The sequence below is a fragment of the Nocardia sp. NPDC004718 genome (assembly GCF_053601535.1).
This window is the reverse complement of record NZ_JBSGCA010000015.1, coordinates 54,944-70,629: the sequence shown is the minus strand read 5'-3', so window position 1 is coordinate 70,629 and position 15,686 is coordinate 54,944. Positions and strand designations below refer to the sequence as shown.

The window sequence follows — 15,686 nt, the reverse complement described above, 5'->3', positions numbered from 1 at the left end:
TGCCGCCCGATCAACACCATGGACTCCGCGCGCATCGCGCCTCGACCGCAGACGCCCGTTCTAACGGCCAATATGTCGAAGGAAGTTGGTGTCCAGGGCGCGGATCTGGCGCAGACGATTCACCGGCCGCGCTCGATTCCCCGGCTGCGTTCTTGGCTGTGCCAGTAACCACGCTGCACCTGCGGCGACGTGCCCGGAGGTTCCTTCACCGCCGCCGACGGCGGTTGCGCCTGACCGAGTCCTAGAAGCTGTACCACCTCCGGCGGGATCCCCCGCGCCTGCAACCGCGCCAGTTCTTCCGCGCGCTCCTTCTCCGCCGCCTCGCATGCCTTGAACGCGGCCTCTCGATCCTTCTCGGCTGCCACGCGCTCGACGCTGGCAGCCTCCGCCCTTTCTCGCGCCGACTGTTGCCCAGTGTCAACAGCTTCGCGTCCCTGGTACAGGTTGGGCATTGGGAATTCCTGCGCTACCCGTTCGGCAGCCGCCCGTTCAACCCGTGCACCCGGTGTTTCGCGTGCCCGCCTGGCTAACTTGTCTAGTTCGTGCGCTTGTCGCTCGCGCTCGACCCGCTGTGGTGCATCGGCCCGGCCGCGTGTAGCACCGTCGCGAAATCGCAGCATATTCCGGAACTTCTTGTCTCGCCCCCGTGCCCGCACCAGCTCCGCAATTTTGTCCCGCCGCTTTTGTAGCTCCTGCGCTTTCTGCTCTCGCGCCTTCTCCGCTACGCCTGGTAGCTCAAGCTGCTTACCCTGCTGTGGCGGTGCAAGCTGTTTACTTAGCTCCAAATCCACGCCCAACGCCCAAATTGTCCGGGCTTCAGCGCGCGAGATTTCTAGGTGGGTGAATCTGTCGCGGAAGTCTCGCTTCAAACCGTTGATAAGTACCTGACAGTCTTTCGATACCGTCTCGCCTTCTACTGACCGAAGCGTATGTTCCTGCACGACGCCTGTCTCAAGAAGGACCCGCAATGCCTTGAGCTGCTTTTCGTCTTTGGGTCCTTCGATTCTGCCGGATTTATCCTCGATGGAGAAAGTTTTGCCTTGCTTCTCTCTGACGTGGTCGAACTGAATCCGACCTTCCGGGGTCTTGTATATACGGGAACTGGGGAGATATCCACGCTCGCGGTCCTTGAAGTACGCCTCGATACCGTTCTCGAAGATCCTTCCACGCTCGTGAGGCTTGTAGTTCTCTCGGTCTCTTTCGTATTCGTCCAACCGACCCCCCCGAAGCGTCAATCAATATCGATAGATTCTTGACCGTAGCCATTAGGACGCAATTAAGGCAGCTCAGCGACTGCGAAATTCCTCGTGAAGCGACGCATACTCGCGAATGGCGGCAGCCATTTTGGAGAACATCCCCTCGTGCTCCTCGGGGCTATATTCGGTCATGCGTCCGATTAATCCCCATATGGTCTCGACGTCTTCTTCGCCGCCCGTGTCCATCTCTAATGCGGGATTCACGTCGTCGTAAAACGAATATTCGCGGCCGAACCATTCTTCATCGATGAATCTAGCCCCTGCGAATCTTTCGAAGCACCCGCCGATGAAACAAACGAACGCGTCAATCATGTCGGCGTCATCGGGTGACGCCGCAGCGGCAGCCCTGGTCGGGAACAGTTCGGCGACAATGGGGTCAAGCCGTTTGACCTCCGGCGAGTCTTCCGGCCACGGCTCCGAAGGGAGACCGCTTATGCCAGCATGGTCCATGAACTTTTGGGCCTGCGCCTTGCGGCGGTCGGGATCGACCCACTTGCCCCACGCTGTCTGCTCGACAGGCACCCCCAGATCCATAGTCAATTGCTCGTCGTTCCCCACACCTAGCTCCTTCTCGTCATGGTCCGAACAGGTCAGTGTCGCGCGCGCACGGCCACCGGGCAAGGGAACATCATCGCTCCACATATAGCCGTTCACACGGCAATCTGGGCCAGCCCTCAGCACTATCAGCCAGCACGTTCACGGCGTCGACGTAGTGCCGATTCCCATGCTCTTGCACGAACAGCACAGCGGCGGTGAGGCAGGCCGCGAAGTCGAACCGGGCTCCGTGCAGGAACACCGACAGATGCACGTCCGGATCATTCGGCAGCGGCGAAGTCATCACATGCCCCTATCCCGAAACCACCGGTAGTCATCGCGAATCACGATTACCGCCGCGACCCGAGTCGAACACTGCAACGGGTCGCAACCCCCGTTCGCGTCCAGTGCCTTGTCCGCAGCGTCGCGGCTCATCAACGGCAAGGTCGGATTGCTGTGCGAAGCCAACCGGGCATGCAACCGCGCTAACGCTGCCTCGATATCGAACCTGCGCGGCTTGCCGCCCTGAAGAAGTTGCAGCCCGGGATGCTCGGGCTCGTCACTGTCCGGCATAAGCCAGTGCCCGCCGACGATAGGCCCGCTTTGCCGCCGCAATGTCCCGTATCGCCTGCACTATCAACCACCCCGAAGGGCGAACGTGGCTGTCGGGGCGCACAATCCACGCACGAAACGCGGTCCCACGATCGGCTGGACTCGGCAACCCGATCGTTCCGCCGTCGCGCACGATGGCCACGTTGAAACGGAACATCTCAGCGAACAACGGCACATCATCCGGCACATCCGGCCGAATGATGAACGTCCAACGTTGCGACCGTGGGTGCGACAGGATTGGACCCAACTTGTAACCCTGGTTCTGCATCCAGACTTTCACGTCGTGCCCCAATACGGCGGGCATGGTGATCGCCCACACCGAGCCGCAGCGGGCCACGATCCGGCCCACATGCGGAGGGTCAACTCTCGCTGGTATATCGCACACGTTCCGGTAGTAGTGGCATCGAGACATCGGTGTGTCCCCGAACGCTTCCCGGCGCATCCTGCTCCCCTGCTCACACTCGTCGGAATTGGCGCGCCCGGCCCCGGCAACCCCCTGATCGGTACCCGGGAAAGGAGCGGACTGCGGTAAGGGGCTCGCGGTTCCGTACTCCTGCCGGACGCATATTCAGATGACCACGGAACATGCATCGAAGAACGCGGATCGGCGTCCACAGCGCATCCACAACTAGCTACACGCGGGTCCGTGACCGGCTAGATTCGGCGGTATGGACGGTCACGCCGCTATCGTCGGTGCGCAGCTCCGGGCGGCCCGCGAAGCCGCTGGAGTGTCCCTGGCCTCACTGTCTGCTCGGATCCACTACAGCAAGTCGGTGCTTGCCTACTACGAGACCGGAGAACGCACACCGACGCCCGATGTCATAGCTTGTTACGAGAAGCATTTCGGGCGCATCCAAGACCCGGTAGCGAGCTTGCTCAACCTCGGAAAGGCTGACGTGGAACGGCGCTCTTTCCTACGTGTCGGATACTCCACAGCACTCAGCGCATCCGTCCTGCTGCCCGGCTGGCTCGATAACGCGGCCGCCCTCGCGTGCAAGGAATCCCGAGTTCGCCACGTGGAGGAAGCCGATGTAGCCGCTGTACGAGACGTGATGCTCCTCTTCTCGCAGATAGATCAGCGGCTCGGTGGCGGACATGGGCGAACAGCCGTCGTCCAATATCTGACCAACGAGGTAACCGGCTACCTGAAGGGGTCCTTCGCCAGCGAGACCGTGCGTCGCCAAATGTTCTCCGCAGCGGCGGAGATGGCCTATCTCGTCGGGTGGATGGCTTTCGATAACGACGAGCATGCAGCCGCACAACGCTATTTCGCCACATCGACCCAGCTCGCCGCCGAGGCGGAAGACGCTCCGCTGACCGGGCACGTGATGCGCGCCATGGCCCACCAGGCCGTCGACCTAGGACACCCCGAGCAGGGCCTACAGTTGGCCGAAGCATCCGTCAGCGGCACCCGCTACCGGACGGCCTGCCCCCGCGAGCGCGCACTACTGAAGGTTGTGCACGCGAAAGCATTGAGCGCGGCTGGTCGGTCCGGCGAGTCAGCGAAAGCTCTCCTCCAGGCCGAGCAGGATCTCGCGGCAGCCGACGACTCCGATCCCGAACCCACGCGGGTGTTCTTTTTCTCCGAAGCGAGTCTCGCCCACGAAACTGCGTGCGCACTGCGGGACGCGGGCAACCTCACCGGGGCCGCTGACCAATTCCAGCTCAGCGTCCGCAAGCGCAAGGCCACCGCGTTCACACGAACCCATGCGGTGACTCTTGGCTACCTCGGCACGGTGCAGGCCCGCAGCGGCGAAATCGAGCAGGCTTGCGCCACCTGGCGTTCCGCGCTCGACGCGATGGGCGGGGTGCATTCCGGGCGCACCCGGAACGTGGCCCGCGACATACGCTCAACGCTGGCACCGTACCGCGGCCAGTCCATTCCCGGTCTCCGCGAGACTGACGAGCAGGCAGCCGAGTATCTAGCAGCAAACAAGAGGTAGGACAGGGGTCGCATGGCTGATGAAGTGTTCGAGGTAGCGCCGGTCGCCCACGTCGTAGGTGGCCGACGTGAACCAACCGATGATCACTGGGGCGGCACCGAGGCGATCATTCGCGTCGACGACCCCCGGTTCCCCGAAGAGTCGGTACAGGGGTTGGAGGAGTTCAGCCATCTGGAGATCGTGTTCCGGTTTCACCTCACCGACCCGACGGACCTACATTTCGGTGCGCGTAGCGCACGCGACAATCCCGACTGGCCGAAGGTCGGCATCTTCGGGCACAGGAACATGCGCCGCATCAACTGGCTCGGCGTCTCGCGCTGTCGCCTGCTCCGAGTGGACGGCCTGGACCTGCATGTCGCCGAGCTGGACGCCGTCGACGGCACGCCCGTGCTGGACATCAAACCCTGGTTCGCGGAGTTCGGTCCACGCGGAGACGTCCGGCAAGCTGTGTGGTCCACGGAAATGCTCAAAGACTACTTCTAGTGACCCGGCCGCTGTCTGAGCAAAAAAAATAGCCCTTTACCTGCGCTAGCAGGTAAAGGGCTGTGGCGGTGGCGGAGGGATTTGAACCCTCGGAGGGGGGTTACCCCTCACACGCTTTCGAGGCGTGCTCCTTAGGCCGCTCGGACACGCCACCGCCGACAACCATACCGGACCGGTGCCGGATCACTAAATCGCCTGTAGACCCGGGGTGTGGGTGGGCTCAGCGCTGGGTGCGGAAGAACTCGTCGAGCAACGCCGCGCATTCGTCCGCGAGCACTCCGCCGCGTACCTGCGGCCGGTGGTTGAGACGGCGGTCACGCACCACGTCCCACAGCGACCCGACGGCGCCGGTCTTCGGCTCCCACGCACCGAAGATCAGACGGCCCACCCGCGCGAGCACCAGGGCACCAGCGCACATAGTGCACGGCTCCAGCGTCACAGCGAGCGTGGCGCCCTCCAGCCGCCACCCGTCACCGTGGACCGCGGCGGCACGACGCAGCGCCAAGATCTCCGCGTGCGCGGTCGGATCGCCCAGCGACTCCCGCGCGTTCGCGGCTCGGGCGAGTTCCGTTCCGGCGGAGTCGAACACGACAGCGCCGACGGGTACGTCACGCTCCCCGGCGGCCGCCGCGGCGGCGATGGCCGCCCGCACCATATCGGCGTCAGCGGAAAACGGGTCGTCCGTGAGAACGCGCACGTCAGCGCGGTAGTTTATCCAGCACCGCGGCGAATTCACCGGCGAAGCCGAGGCGCTCGGCGATCATGCCGAGCTGCTCATCCGGATAGAGATCGGTCTCGGCGAGGATGACGCTCAGCACCGGTTCGGGCAGTCCGAGATCGGCGAGCACACCGAGGTCGCCCTCCTCCCACGGCTCCACGTCGTCCAGTTCATCCGGATCGATATCGGGGATTTCCACGTTCAGGGCCTCCAGGACGTCCGCGGCGATGTCGTAATCGATCGCGGCCGTGGCGTCCGAGACGAGCATCCGGGTTCCGCTCGGCGCGGGACGGAGCACGATGAAGAACTCGTCGTCGATGTCGAGCAATCCGAACACCGCTCCGGAGCTGCGCAAAGCCTTCAGTTCGTTTTCCGCGGCGGACAAATCGGTGAGCGCGTCCCGGCTCAGCGGACTGCACCGCCATTTGCCTTCTTCGCGGACAACCGCCACTGCGAACCCTTCCACGTCGTCGTAATCGTCCGACGCCGCCCTGTTCGTGCCCGAGCGCTGTGCTGCCATGGCCGCAACGGTAGTCTGCTCGAGCGGAAATGTTGAAGTCGTATGCCAATCTGTTCGGGTGACTTCGGCGAAGAAAGCACCCGTGTGCGTCCTGGGGACCGGTTTGATCGGTGGGTCGCTGTTGCGTGCGGCCGTCGGCGCGGGCTACGACGGCTGGGGATACAACCGCTCCGCGGTGGGTGCGCAGGCCGCCCGTGCCGACGGATTCGACGTCACCGAAGACCTACCTGCCGCGCTGCGGCGCGCCGCGGAGACCGACGCGCTGATCGTCGTCGCGGTGCCGATGCCCGCGGTAAACCACATGCTCTCGGCGATCGCCGACTACGCGCCGGAATGCGCGCTCACCGATGTGGTGAGCGTGAAAGGGCCGGTCGCGGCGGCCGTACGCGAACACGGACTCGCCGAGCGGTACGTCGGCGGCCATCCGATGGCCGGTACGTCCGAATCCGGCTGGGCCGCCACCGATCCAACGTTGTTCCGCGACGCGGTGTGGGCGGTCGGCGTCGACCAGGGCACGCGGGTCGACCCGTGGAGCCGGGTAGTGCGGCTGGCGCTGGACTGCGGCTCGGTGGTGGTACCGGTCGTGGCCGCGGAACACGATCGCGCCGTGGCCCGCATCTCCCACCTGCCGCATGTGCTCGCCGAGGCACTGGCCCTGGCGGGCGCCACCGGTGGTGAGCTCGCGCTGGGCCTCGCGGCCGGGTCGTTCCGGGACGGCACCCGCGTCGCCGGCACGGCGCCCGACCTGGTTCGCGCGATCTGCGAACCGAATTCCGCGGCGCTACTGGAAGTTCTGGACGAGACACTCACCGTGCTCGGCGCGGCGCGCGACAGCCTGCGCGACAAGCAATCCCTGACGGACCTGGTCGAAGCCGGGCACGACGCGCGACAGCGCTATGAATCCGCGCGCCGCTGGGAGATCACAGACATTCGTCCCGGCGACCGCGACTGGCTGGAAGACCTGCGGGCGGCAGGCGAGCGCGGTGGGGTCATCACCCGGCTGAACTGACCGCGCGAGAACCGTCCCCTCCCCGACATTCCAGAGCCGGTCCTGCCGCTGCTGGCCGCGGGTGAACACCTCGCGACGTTTTCTCCGGCGCAGGTCCATCCGCGTCGAGCTGCGCGAGTCTGGGCAACGCCGACGGCACTGCCTCCCGTCCAGTAGTTGCGGCGCCGAGAGACCGGCCGCGGGTGTCGACCCGGCGCGGCCTTCGGTGGCAGGCGCGTTCCCGGAGCGCCGGTGGCGATCACCGGAACTTCGGGGCTCGACCACCCGGTCCTCGGCACGAAAGCCGCGACTCGCGCATGCCAGGTCGTGGGCCGTCGCGCGGCGCCGCGTCAGATCCGTTCGGCCAGACCCGGGTAGTCCAGCAGGAAGCCATCGGCGTCCACCGTGACCGTCGCGCTGGAGACCGGCGACAGCACGCTGATGCCGTCGGCGGCGCTGCTGTAGATCAGCGTCGCCTCTTGGACGAGCAGGTCGGGCAGGCGGACGTAGACCACCGGGACCTGGACGTCCTCGACCGCGTGCTGCAGGTCGTAGCGGCGGATCGGCAGGGTGTTGAAGAACGGGCTGAGCACCACGTCCACGTCGAGTGCTCCGGCGAAGGTGGAGCGCACGTGGTTGCCGCCCGCGTCGACGAGCCAATAGTTCTCCTCGTCGCGGGCGATGGAGGCGTGCCGCTCCCCGCCGGCCGTCGTGGTGCGCAGCGACAGCCGCTTCGTCACGCCGTTCTCGTCGGTGACCAGGTCGTACGACGCGCTGAACGCGGGGTGCTCGGCACCGGCGCCGCCGATCATCCGCCCGGTGGCGCGGATGCGGTTGCCATTGAGTTGTACCCGCACCGACTCCATCCGGGTCGCGTCGTGGGCGCGCCAGGTGAGGATCGCCGGCCACCGCGATTCCTGCGTGCTCGCGGCGGGGCTCTCGGGGTCGGAGGCTGGGGTCGTCACGTATCTACCGTAAGCGACATCCGGCCTCGTCCCGTAGAACCGCCGCTCATCACACGAGCGACTCCCGCCACGCCGCGTGCAGGTCGGCGAACCGGCCGGTCCCCGCGATCAGGGCGTCCGGCGCGCCGTCCTCGACGATCCGGCCGGACTCGAGCACCAGCACCCGGTCCGCGATCGCCACCGTGGACAGCCGGTGCGCGATGATCACGGCCGTGCGGCCACGCAGCACGGTCTCCAGCGCCCGCTGCACCAGCCGTTCGCTGGGGATGTCCAGGCTCGACGTGGCCTCGTCCAGCACGATCACGGCGGGATCGGCCAGGAACACCCGCGCGAACGCGACCAGCTGCCGCTGCCCCGCCGAGAGCCTGCCGCCGCGTTTGCGCACGTCGGTGCCGAAGCCCTCGGGCAACGCCTGCACGAAGTCGTACAGGCCGACCGCGCGGGCCGCCGCGAACACCTCCGCGTCGGTGGCCTCCGGCCTGCCCAACCGGATGTTGTCGGCCACCGAACCGGAGAACAGGTAGGACTCCTGGGTGACCATCACCACGTTGCGGCGCAAATCGGCGTCGGACAGCAGGCGCAAGTCGATGCCATCCAGGGTGACCACGCCGCCGGACGGGTCGTAGAACCGCGTCAGGAGCTTCGCCAGCGTCGACTTGCCCGCACCGGTCGCACCGACCAAGGCGATGATCTGCCCGGCCGGGATGTCCAAGGTGAACTCCGGCAGCACCGGTCGCGTCCGGCGATCCGACCGCACCGGCGAATCCGCGGACGGTACCGGCAGGGCGTCGGCAGGCGCGTTCGACTCCGCCGCGACGGCGCTGCTCGGCGAGCGCCCGCCGACACTCGTGGACGCACCGGGCGGGACGTGCGAACCGGCCAACGGCTTGCCGGTCGCGGCCAGGCCTCGCACATCCGACGGGCTGTCCGGTTCGTCACCGGTCGGCCGGACCGCCGAATCACCCACCGCGCCGGCATGACGGCCGCCGTCGTCCAGCCGGACGGCATCCGACTTCTCGGATGCGCCGCTGTCGGCCGTCGAACCGGCCGCGTAGCCGAACCACACCTTCTCCATCCGTACCGCGCCGGACGCCTTCGCCAGGGCGATCGGCCGCGCCGGCTCCGGCACGGACGGCTCCTCCTCGAGCACGCCCGAGATCTTCTCCAGCGCGGCCGCCGCGGACTGGTAGGCGTTGAACACCTGCGCCAGCTCGTCCAGCGGCCCGTAGAACTCGTTGAGGTACAGCAGGTAGGCCGCGAGCACGCCGACCGCGAGATCGCCCTCGATCACGCGCCAGGCGCCGACCACGATGATGGTCACCGTGGTGAGGTTGCCGAGCAGTTTGGTCAAACCCGCGTAGTCGCCCATGCCGCGCATGGCCGCGGTGGTCGCCTGGCGGTATTCGGAGTCCTCCACCGCGAGCACCGACTCGTTGCGCTGCTCCCGGCGGAACGCCTGCACCGCCCGCATGCCGCCCATCGACTCGACGAACTGCACGACCACCTTGGCGATCGCGGCGCGCGTGCGCCGGTAGCCCGCTCGCTGCCTGCGCTGCGCCCAGCGGGTGACCAGCGCCAGGGGAACGAATCCGATCAGCACGATCGCGGCGAGCGCCTGGTCCAGGTAGATCAGCAGCGCCGCGATGGTCAGCACCGACAGGATCGCGCTCAGCGCCTGGTTGAGCGCACTCTCCAGCAGCTCCTGCAGCGTCTCGATGTCGCCGGTGAGCCGCGCCACCACCTTGCCGGAGGTGTACTTCTCGTGGAAGGCGACGCTGAGCCGCTGCACATGGGTGAACGCGCGCACGCGCAGGTCGAACAACACGCTCTGGCTGAGCTTGCCGGTCACCCGCAGGAAGGAGTACGTACAGATCGAGCCGAGCAGGATCGAGCCGACGTAGCCGCCCACGGTTCTGGCCAGCGGCGCCCAGTCGCCCGCGACGCCGCGCGCGATGCCGGTGTCCAGCGCGTGCGCGACGAACAGCGGCGCGGACACCTTCGCGATGTTGTCCAGCACGATGAGCACCAGCGCGAGGCCGGTGAGCTTGCGGTAGGGCCGGACCAGGTCGAGCAGCAGCCGCCGGGAGCGTCCGGCCAGCACCAGGTTCCCGGTCTCGGTGACCTCCTTGTCCTCGCCCGCGATGCCGCGCCAGTCGGCCGCGCCTTCCGCAGGGGTCGGATCACTCTTTGGCGCTTCGTCTTCCGAGACAGTCGTAGTACTCACAGCTACTCACCTCCCATCAGTTCGCGGTAGCTCTTGCTGGTGCGCAGCAATTGATCGTGGGTGCCCTCCGCGACGACCCGGCCGTCGGCGAGCACCGCCACCCGGTCGGCCAGCGCGGCCGTGGACGGACGGTGCGCGACGAGCAGCGTGGTCGCGTCGGCCAGCACGGTGCGCAGGCGTTCCTGCACTCGCTCCTCGGTCTCCACGTCGAGCGCGGACAGCGGGTCGTCGAGCACCATGATCCGGCTGCGCCTGCCTCCGCCCGCGCCGGTGAGCACCGCCCGAGCCAGCGCGAGGCGCTGCCGCTGGCCACCGGACAGGCTCAAGCCCTGTTCACCGATCCTGGTGTCCAGACCCCAGGGCAGGTCGTCGACGAACGCGGTGGCCTGCGCGACCTCCAGGGCGCGGCGCACATCGGCGTCCGTGGCGGACGGGTCGCCGAGCGCGACGTTCTCCCGCACACTCGCCGAGAACAACACCGGTTCCTCGAAGGCGACCGACACCAGCGATCGCAAGTCGGCGACCCGCATCGCCGCGATGTCGATGCCGTCGATGGTGATCGCACCGCCCGTCACGTCGTACAAGCGCGGGATCAAGTTGAGCAGCGCCGTCTTGCCGCTTCCCGTCGCGCCGACCAGCGCCACCGTCTCGCCGGGGCGCACCCGCAACGACACCTCGCGCAGCACCTCGTTCTCCGCGTCGGGAAAAGCGAAACGCACAGCCTCCAATCGCAATTCACCACGGATGCGGTCCGGCAAGCGCACCGGATCGGCCGGATCGGTGATGTCGACCGCGGTGTCGATGATCTCCCAGTATCGGTCGGCAGCGGTGCGCGCGTCGTTCAGTTCCGCGAGCAGGAAGCCGGTCCAGATGATCGGCCACTGCAGGAAGGTCGCCAGCGTGATGGCCGCGATCAAGGTGCCGAGCGTCATCGTGCCGTGCGCCACCGCGTACCCGCCGTAGCCGAGCGCGAACGCGATGGCCAGTTGCGGAATGCTCAGCATGCTCGACCACAACGTCGCGTCCAGGCGCGCTTTCAGCAGCTCGGTCTGCCGCAATTCCTGCGCCTGGGCGGTGAAGCGACGGCCGAAGAACACGCCTCGCCCGAACGCCTTGAGCACCCGCACGCCCTGCGCGGACTCCTCGGCCGTGGTGGCCAGGTCCCCGGACTGATCCTGCGAACGCCGCGAGGCCACCGCGTACCTGCGCTCGAAACGAATGCAGATGAACACCAGCGGAATGGCGATCACCGCGAAGATCAGCCCGATCTGCGGGCTCAGTCCGATCAGCACGAGCAGGCCTACCGGAATGATCACGCAGTGGATGAGCAGGAACGGTCCCGCGAACGAGACGAACCGGCGCATGGTGGCCAGGTCGTCGATCGCGCGGGACAGCAGCTGACCCGACTCCCACGCGTCGTGCCTGCCGATCGACAACGCTTGCAGCTTCCGAAAGATCTTGGCGCGCAGCGTGATCTCGATACGCGTCGCGGGGGCGGCGATCAGCCAGCGGCGTCCCCACACGCCACCGGCCTCGACCAGGCCGAGCGCCAGGACCACGGCCACCGGCCCGAGCGCGCCCGCGAGATCGCGGTGGGCGACCGGGCCGTCGACGATCCGCGCGATCATCAGCGGGATGACGACGGCCGTCAGGCCGGACAGCAGCGCCAGTCCGCTGGCGGCGAGCAGAATGCGGACGTGCGGACGCAGGTACGGCCAGAATCGGCGCAGGGAATGCGAGCGGCCCGTGGCGGCGGGCCGCTCCGTTCTGTCGGCCTCCGATTCGGCCGACGAAACGTCCAGCGTGACAGACAAGACTCCCCCTGTAGGTATGCGACTGGCGGCGGAGAACGAGACCCACGGTGATGTTCGCAGCAGGGTCCGACATCTCAGGGTCGCACCGGAACGCGCGTCGACCAACCGATTTTCCGGCCGCCGCCAGACATCCACGGCTCGTCGCGGCGACGGATTCGGCACTCATTAGCCCAGTTCACAACCTCTATCGAACTCGAGGTCAAGTCGCGCGGATCCAGGCTCCCGGCTGCTCGTCGCCGGATATCCGCGGGTCACCGATCGCGACCGCTGCCTCGAGACCGAGCTCTAACCGACGCCCGCGGTCTCCGACTCCCAGTCCTGCGGCGCGTCCGGGAAAGCCTGCTGCTGGTGGCCGCCGCGCAGCGTGCCCTCCAGATAAGCCGCCCGGCAGGCGCGGCGGGCGATCTTGCCGCTGGAGGTGCGCGGGATCGACCCCGCGGGCACCAGCAGCACGTCACGGACCATGACGCCGTGGCGGCGCGCGATCGCGGCACGCACCGTGTCGGCGACCGGCTCCGGCTCGAGCTTGCCCGCGCGGGCATTGCGCTCCGCGACGATCACCAGCTGCTCGGAGGTGTCCTCGGCGTCGAACCTCAGGCCGGACTGGCTGCCCTGCTCGAAGACCAGCGCGGGCAGTTCGTTGGCGGGTACCGAGAACGCCGCGACGAAGCCGGGGCGCAACGCCGTGCTCGATTCCTGGGCCGAGAACTCCAGATCTTGCGGATAGTGGTTGCGGCCGTCCACGATGACCAGGTCCTTGACCCGTCCGGTGATGTACAGCTCGCCGTCGAGGTACGCGCCGAAGTCGCCGGTGCGCATCCAATTGGCGTCCTGCGGCGTGCCCTCCGCGTGACTGCCCTCGGGCAACCGAGCGGTCAGCTCGGCACGGAAGGTGGCGGCGGTTTCCTCGGGACGGCCCCAATACCCGGTGCCCATGTTCTCGCCGTGCAACCAGATCTCGCCGACCTCGCCGTCACGTCTCTCTGTGCCGTGTTCCGGGTCCACGATCACCGCCCACTGCGACCGCGCGACGTATCCGCAGGACACCTGTGCGATCGCGTTGACGGCGTCCGCCGCGACCTCGACCATCCGCCCGGCGTTCAGCTCGGCCCGATCGACATAGACCACCTTCGCCTTGTCCTCGGCCCTGGTGGCGGAGACGAACACCGTCGCCTCGGCCATGCCGTAGCACGGTTTGATCGCCGTCTCCGGCAACCCGTACGGCGCGAACGCCTCGTTGAACTTCTTCATCGACGACACCGACACCGGCTCGCTGCCGTTGATCAGCCCGATCACATTCGAGAGGTCCAATTCCTCGCCGGGCTTGGGTTTGCCGCGCGCCGCGGCGTGCTCGAACGCGAAGTTGGGTGCGGCGGCGAAGGTTCCGGCGCCGTCCGACGCGGCGGCCAGTTCCTTGATCCAGCGATAAGGACGGCGCACGAACGCGCTCGGCGACATGATGGTGATGAACCCGCCGCCGACGGTCGGCAGGATCACGGCCAGCAGACCCATGTCGTGGAACAACGGCAACCAGGTGACCCCGCGCGAATTCTCGGTGACGCCGATGGCGTCGATCATCTGCAGCAGATTCGTGCCCACGGCGCGGTGGGTGATCTCCACGCCCGCGGGCGTCCGGGTGGAACCCGAGGTGTACTGCAGGTAGGCGACGCTGTCGATGTTGATGTCCGGGCGCACCCACGAAGCGCCGACACTGTCCGGGATGGCCTCCACCGCGATGATCCGCGGACGCTCCTGCGGCGGCAGGTGCCGGAAGAACTTCCGCACGCCGCTCGCCGCCGAGCCCACCGTGAGGATCGCGGCAGGCTTGCAGTCGCCGAGCACCGCGTGCAGCCGGTCGGTGTGGCCCTGCTCCTCCGGGTCGAACAGCGGAACCGCGATATTTCCCGAGTACACCGCGGCGAAGAGCGAAACGACGTAGTCGAGCCCTTGCGGAGCGAGGATCGCCACCCGGTCGCCCGGGCATGTGACCTGTTGCAGCCGGGCCGCCACCGCGCGCAGGCGCACACCGAACTGCCGCCAGGTGAGCTCCAGGTATTCGCCGTCCCGCTCCCGGGAGTAGTCGATGAAGCGGTAGGCGAGGTCGTCGCCGTTCTCCACGCTGTGCTTGTCGACGAAGTCGATCAGGGTCTTGTCCCCGCGAATCTCGATATTGCCCTGATCGTCCAGATAGTCGTCGAAAGTTTCGTCGATCATCGCCTTATCCTTTTCCAGCGCACAGACACTCGGGCCGTGCAATGACACCGAACACAGGTCGATAACGAAGCGTCGGGAAGGCTAGCAGGTGTCCCGGCCACCTGGCCCTCAGTACCGGCCGAAGGCGAGCGCGACATTGTGCCCGCCGAATCCGAACGAATTGTTCAAGGCGTAATCGATACGGCCCGGCCTGCTTCCGCCGTGCACCACATCCAGATCGATCGCGGGATCTTGATTGTCCAAATTCAACGTGGGCGGAATGATTTCGTCCCGCACGGTGAGCACCGTGAGCACCGACTCGAGCGCGCCGACCGCGCCGATGGAATGCCCGAGAGCCGATTTCGGCGCGTAGACCGACGCATGGGTGCCCACGGCCTCGCCGATCGCGCGCGCCTCCGCCGTGTCGCCGATGGGAGTGGCGGTCGCGTGCGCGTTGACGTGCGTGACATCGGACTTGGCCAGGCCGGCCGTCCGCATCGCCCGCGACATCGCGCGCGCGGCGCCGGTGCCCTCGGGATCCGGCGCGACCAGATGGAAGCCGTCGGAGGTGACGCCCGCGCCCATCAGCCGGGCGTGAATGGTCGCGCCGCGCGCTTTGGCGTGCTCCTCGGTCTCCAGCACCATCAGCGCGCCCGCCTCACCGAAGACGAAGCCGTCGCGGTCGGCGTCGAACGGACGGGAGGCGCTCTTCGGCGCGTCGTTTCGGGTGCTCATGGCACGCATCATGGTGAACGCCGCGATCGCGAGCGCCTGGATGGAACCCTCCACGCCGCCGGTGACCATCACGTCGGCGTCACCCATGACGATCATCCGCCACGCGTTGGCGATCGCCTCCGCACCGGAGGAACAGGCCGAGACCGGCGTCGTCACCCCGGCCCGCGCACCGATCTCCAGCGCGACGCAGGCCGCCGCGCCGTTCGGCATCACGGCCTGCACCGTGTACGGCGACACCTTGCGGTAACCGCCGTTGTGCAGCTTGTCCCGAGCGTGGATGATCGCCTCCGCGCCGCCGAGCCCGGTGCCGATGGACACCCCGAGACGGCGCGTGTCCACCTCGGGGCTGCCCGCGTTGCGCCAGACCTCACGGCCGAGCACGACGGCCAACTGCTCCACGTAAGCGAGCCTGCGGGCCTCGGCGGCGTCCAGATACGCCGCGGGCGGCACCTTCAGATGCCCGCCGATGCGGACCGGCAGCTCGAATTCGTCGATGAACTCGTCTTCCAGGAGGTCGATACCGCTGTCGCCGTTGAGCAAGCCTTTCCACGTGGAATCCACGTCACCCGCGATGGACGTGGTCGCCGCGAGGCTGGTGACCACGACCGAGGGAAACTGTCCGTTTTTGGTGGAAGGCATCTGCATGTTTCGCTCACTTTCCCTAGCGTCGCTCTGGAACTTCGTCGAGCAAAAGCAATGCG

General features: G+C 67.1%; 14 protein-coding genes and 1 tRNA gene. 3 read left to right on the top strand and 12 right to left on the bottom strand.

Annotated elements, in window-relative coordinates; all coding sequences use genetic code 11:
• Nucleotides 1-119: 119 nt before the first annotated feature.
• The 4 genes from ACWEH3_RS14095 to ACWEH3_RS14080 all read right to left on the bottom strand — a co-directional run bounded on the left by ACWEH3_RS14095 (nucleotide 120) and on the right by ACWEH3_RS14080 (nucleotide 2,751).
• Entirely contained in the window at nucleotides 120-1,214 is a 1,095-nt protein-coding gene (locus ACWEH3_RS14095; protein WP_450017958.1) for a hypothetical protein, read from the bottom strand.
• A 72-nt stretch (nucleotides 1,215-1,286) separates the two neighbouring features.
• Entirely contained in the window at nucleotides 1,287-1,814 is a 528-nt protein-coding gene (locus ACWEH3_RS14090; protein ID WP_450017960.1) for a hypothetical protein, read from the bottom strand.
• A gap of 70 nt (nucleotides 1,815-1,884) precedes the next feature.
• Nucleotides 1,885-2,094, bottom strand: coding sequence for a hypothetical protein (locus ACWEH3_RS14085; RefSeq protein WP_450017962.1), 210 nt, complete (start codon nucleotides 2,092-2,094; stop codon nucleotides 1,885-1,887).
• Nucleotides 2,095-2,349: 255 nt separating this feature from the next.
• Nucleotides 2,350-2,751 (bottom strand): DNA-directed RNA polymerase subunit beta, encoded by a 402-nt coding sequence (locus ACWEH3_RS14080; RefSeq protein WP_450017964.1) that lies wholly within the window; start codon nucleotides 2,749-2,751, stop codon nucleotides 2,350-2,352.
• Nucleotides 2,752-3,070: 319 nt separating this feature from the next.
• Here ACWEH3_RS14080 and ACWEH3_RS14075 point away from each other — a divergent pair, with 319 nt between their 5' ends.
• Both ACWEH3_RS14075 and ACWEH3_RS14070 read left to right on the top strand, forming a co-directional pair.
• Complete coding sequence (locus ACWEH3_RS14075; RefSeq protein ID WP_450017966.1) at nucleotides 3,071-4,345, top strand: helix-turn-helix domain-containing protein; 1,275 nt, start codon at nucleotides 3,071-3,073, stop codon at nucleotides 4,343-4,345.
• A 12-nt stretch (nucleotides 4,346-4,357) separates the two neighbouring features.
• Nucleotides 4,358-4,828: an SAM-dependent methyltransferase gene (locus tag ACWEH3_RS14070; RefSeq protein ID WP_450017968.1), complete on the top strand. Its 471-nt coding sequence runs from the start codon at nucleotides 4,358-4,360 to the stop codon at nucleotides 4,826-4,828.
• A 63-nt stretch (nucleotides 4,829-4,891) separates the two neighbouring features.
• Here the strand turns inward: ACWEH3_RS14070 and ACWEH3_RS14065 are convergent.
• From ACWEH3_RS14065 to ACWEH3_RS14055, 3 genes are all read right to left on the bottom strand, one after another.
• A tRNA-Ser gene (locus ACWEH3_RS14065) sits at nucleotides 4,892-4,982 on the bottom strand.
• A 66-nt stretch (nucleotides 4,983-5,048) separates the two neighbouring features.
• The gene (locus ACWEH3_RS14060) at nucleotides 5,049-5,483 is read right to left on the bottom strand and encodes a nucleoside deaminase (RefSeq protein ID WP_450018033.1); all 435 of its coding nucleotides are present in this window, start codon (nucleotides 5,481-5,483) and stop codon (nucleotides 5,049-5,051) included.
• A gap of 43 nt (nucleotides 5,484-5,526) precedes the next feature.
• On the bottom strand, nucleotides 5,527-6,066 hold the full coding sequence (locus ACWEH3_RS14055) for a tRNA adenosine deaminase-associated protein (protein ID WP_355073031.1): 540 nt from the start codon (nucleotides 6,064-6,066) through the stop codon (nucleotides 5,527-5,529).
• 58 nt (nucleotides 6,067-6,124) lie between these two features.
• Between ACWEH3_RS14055 and ACWEH3_RS14050 the strand changes: the two genes are divergently transcribed.
• Nucleotides 6,125-7,075: a prephenate dehydrogenase gene (locus tag ACWEH3_RS14050; protein ID WP_450017970.1), complete on the top strand. Its 951-nt coding sequence runs from the start codon at nucleotides 6,125-6,127 to the stop codon at nucleotides 7,073-7,075.
• 329 nt (nucleotides 7,076-7,404) lie between these two features.
• On the opposite strand, the gene ACWEH3_RS14045 is transcribed toward ACWEH3_RS14050, so the two are convergent.
• From ACWEH3_RS14045 to ACWEH3_RS14025, 5 genes are all read right to left on the bottom strand, one after another.
• A complete protein-coding gene (locus ACWEH3_RS14045; protein WP_450017972.1) occupies nucleotides 7,405-8,019 on the bottom strand; it encodes a putative glycolipid-binding domain-containing protein in 615 nt (204 codons plus the stop codon).
• A 49-nt stretch (nucleotides 8,020-8,068) separates the two neighbouring features.
• On the bottom strand, nucleotides 8,069-10,243 hold the full coding sequence (locus ACWEH3_RS14040; RefSeq protein WP_450017974.1) for an ABC transporter ATP-binding protein: 2,175 nt from the start codon (nucleotides 10,241-10,243) through the stop codon (nucleotides 8,069-8,071).
• 2 nt (nucleotides 10,244-10,245) lie between these two features.
• Nucleotides 10,246-12,057, bottom strand: a complete 1,812-nt coding sequence (locus tag ACWEH3_RS14035) for an ABC transporter ATP-binding protein (RefSeq protein WP_450017976.1) — start codon at nucleotides 12,055-12,057, stop codon at nucleotides 10,246-10,248.
• 285 nt (nucleotides 12,058-12,342) lie between these two features.
• Nucleotides 12,343-14,271: a long-chain-fatty-acid--AMP ligase FadD32 gene (fadD32, locus tag ACWEH3_RS14030; protein ID WP_450017978.1), complete on the bottom strand. Its 1,929-nt coding sequence runs from the start codon at nucleotides 14,269-14,271 to the stop codon at nucleotides 12,343-12,345.
• Nucleotides 14,272-14,379: 108 nt separating this feature from the next.
• Nucleotides 14,380-15,630, bottom strand: coding sequence for a KasA/KasB family beta-ketoacyl-ACP synthase (locus ACWEH3_RS14025; protein ID WP_450017980.1), 1,251 nt, complete (start codon nucleotides 15,628-15,630; stop codon nucleotides 14,380-14,382).
• Nucleotides 15,631-15,686 lie beyond the last annotated feature (56 nt).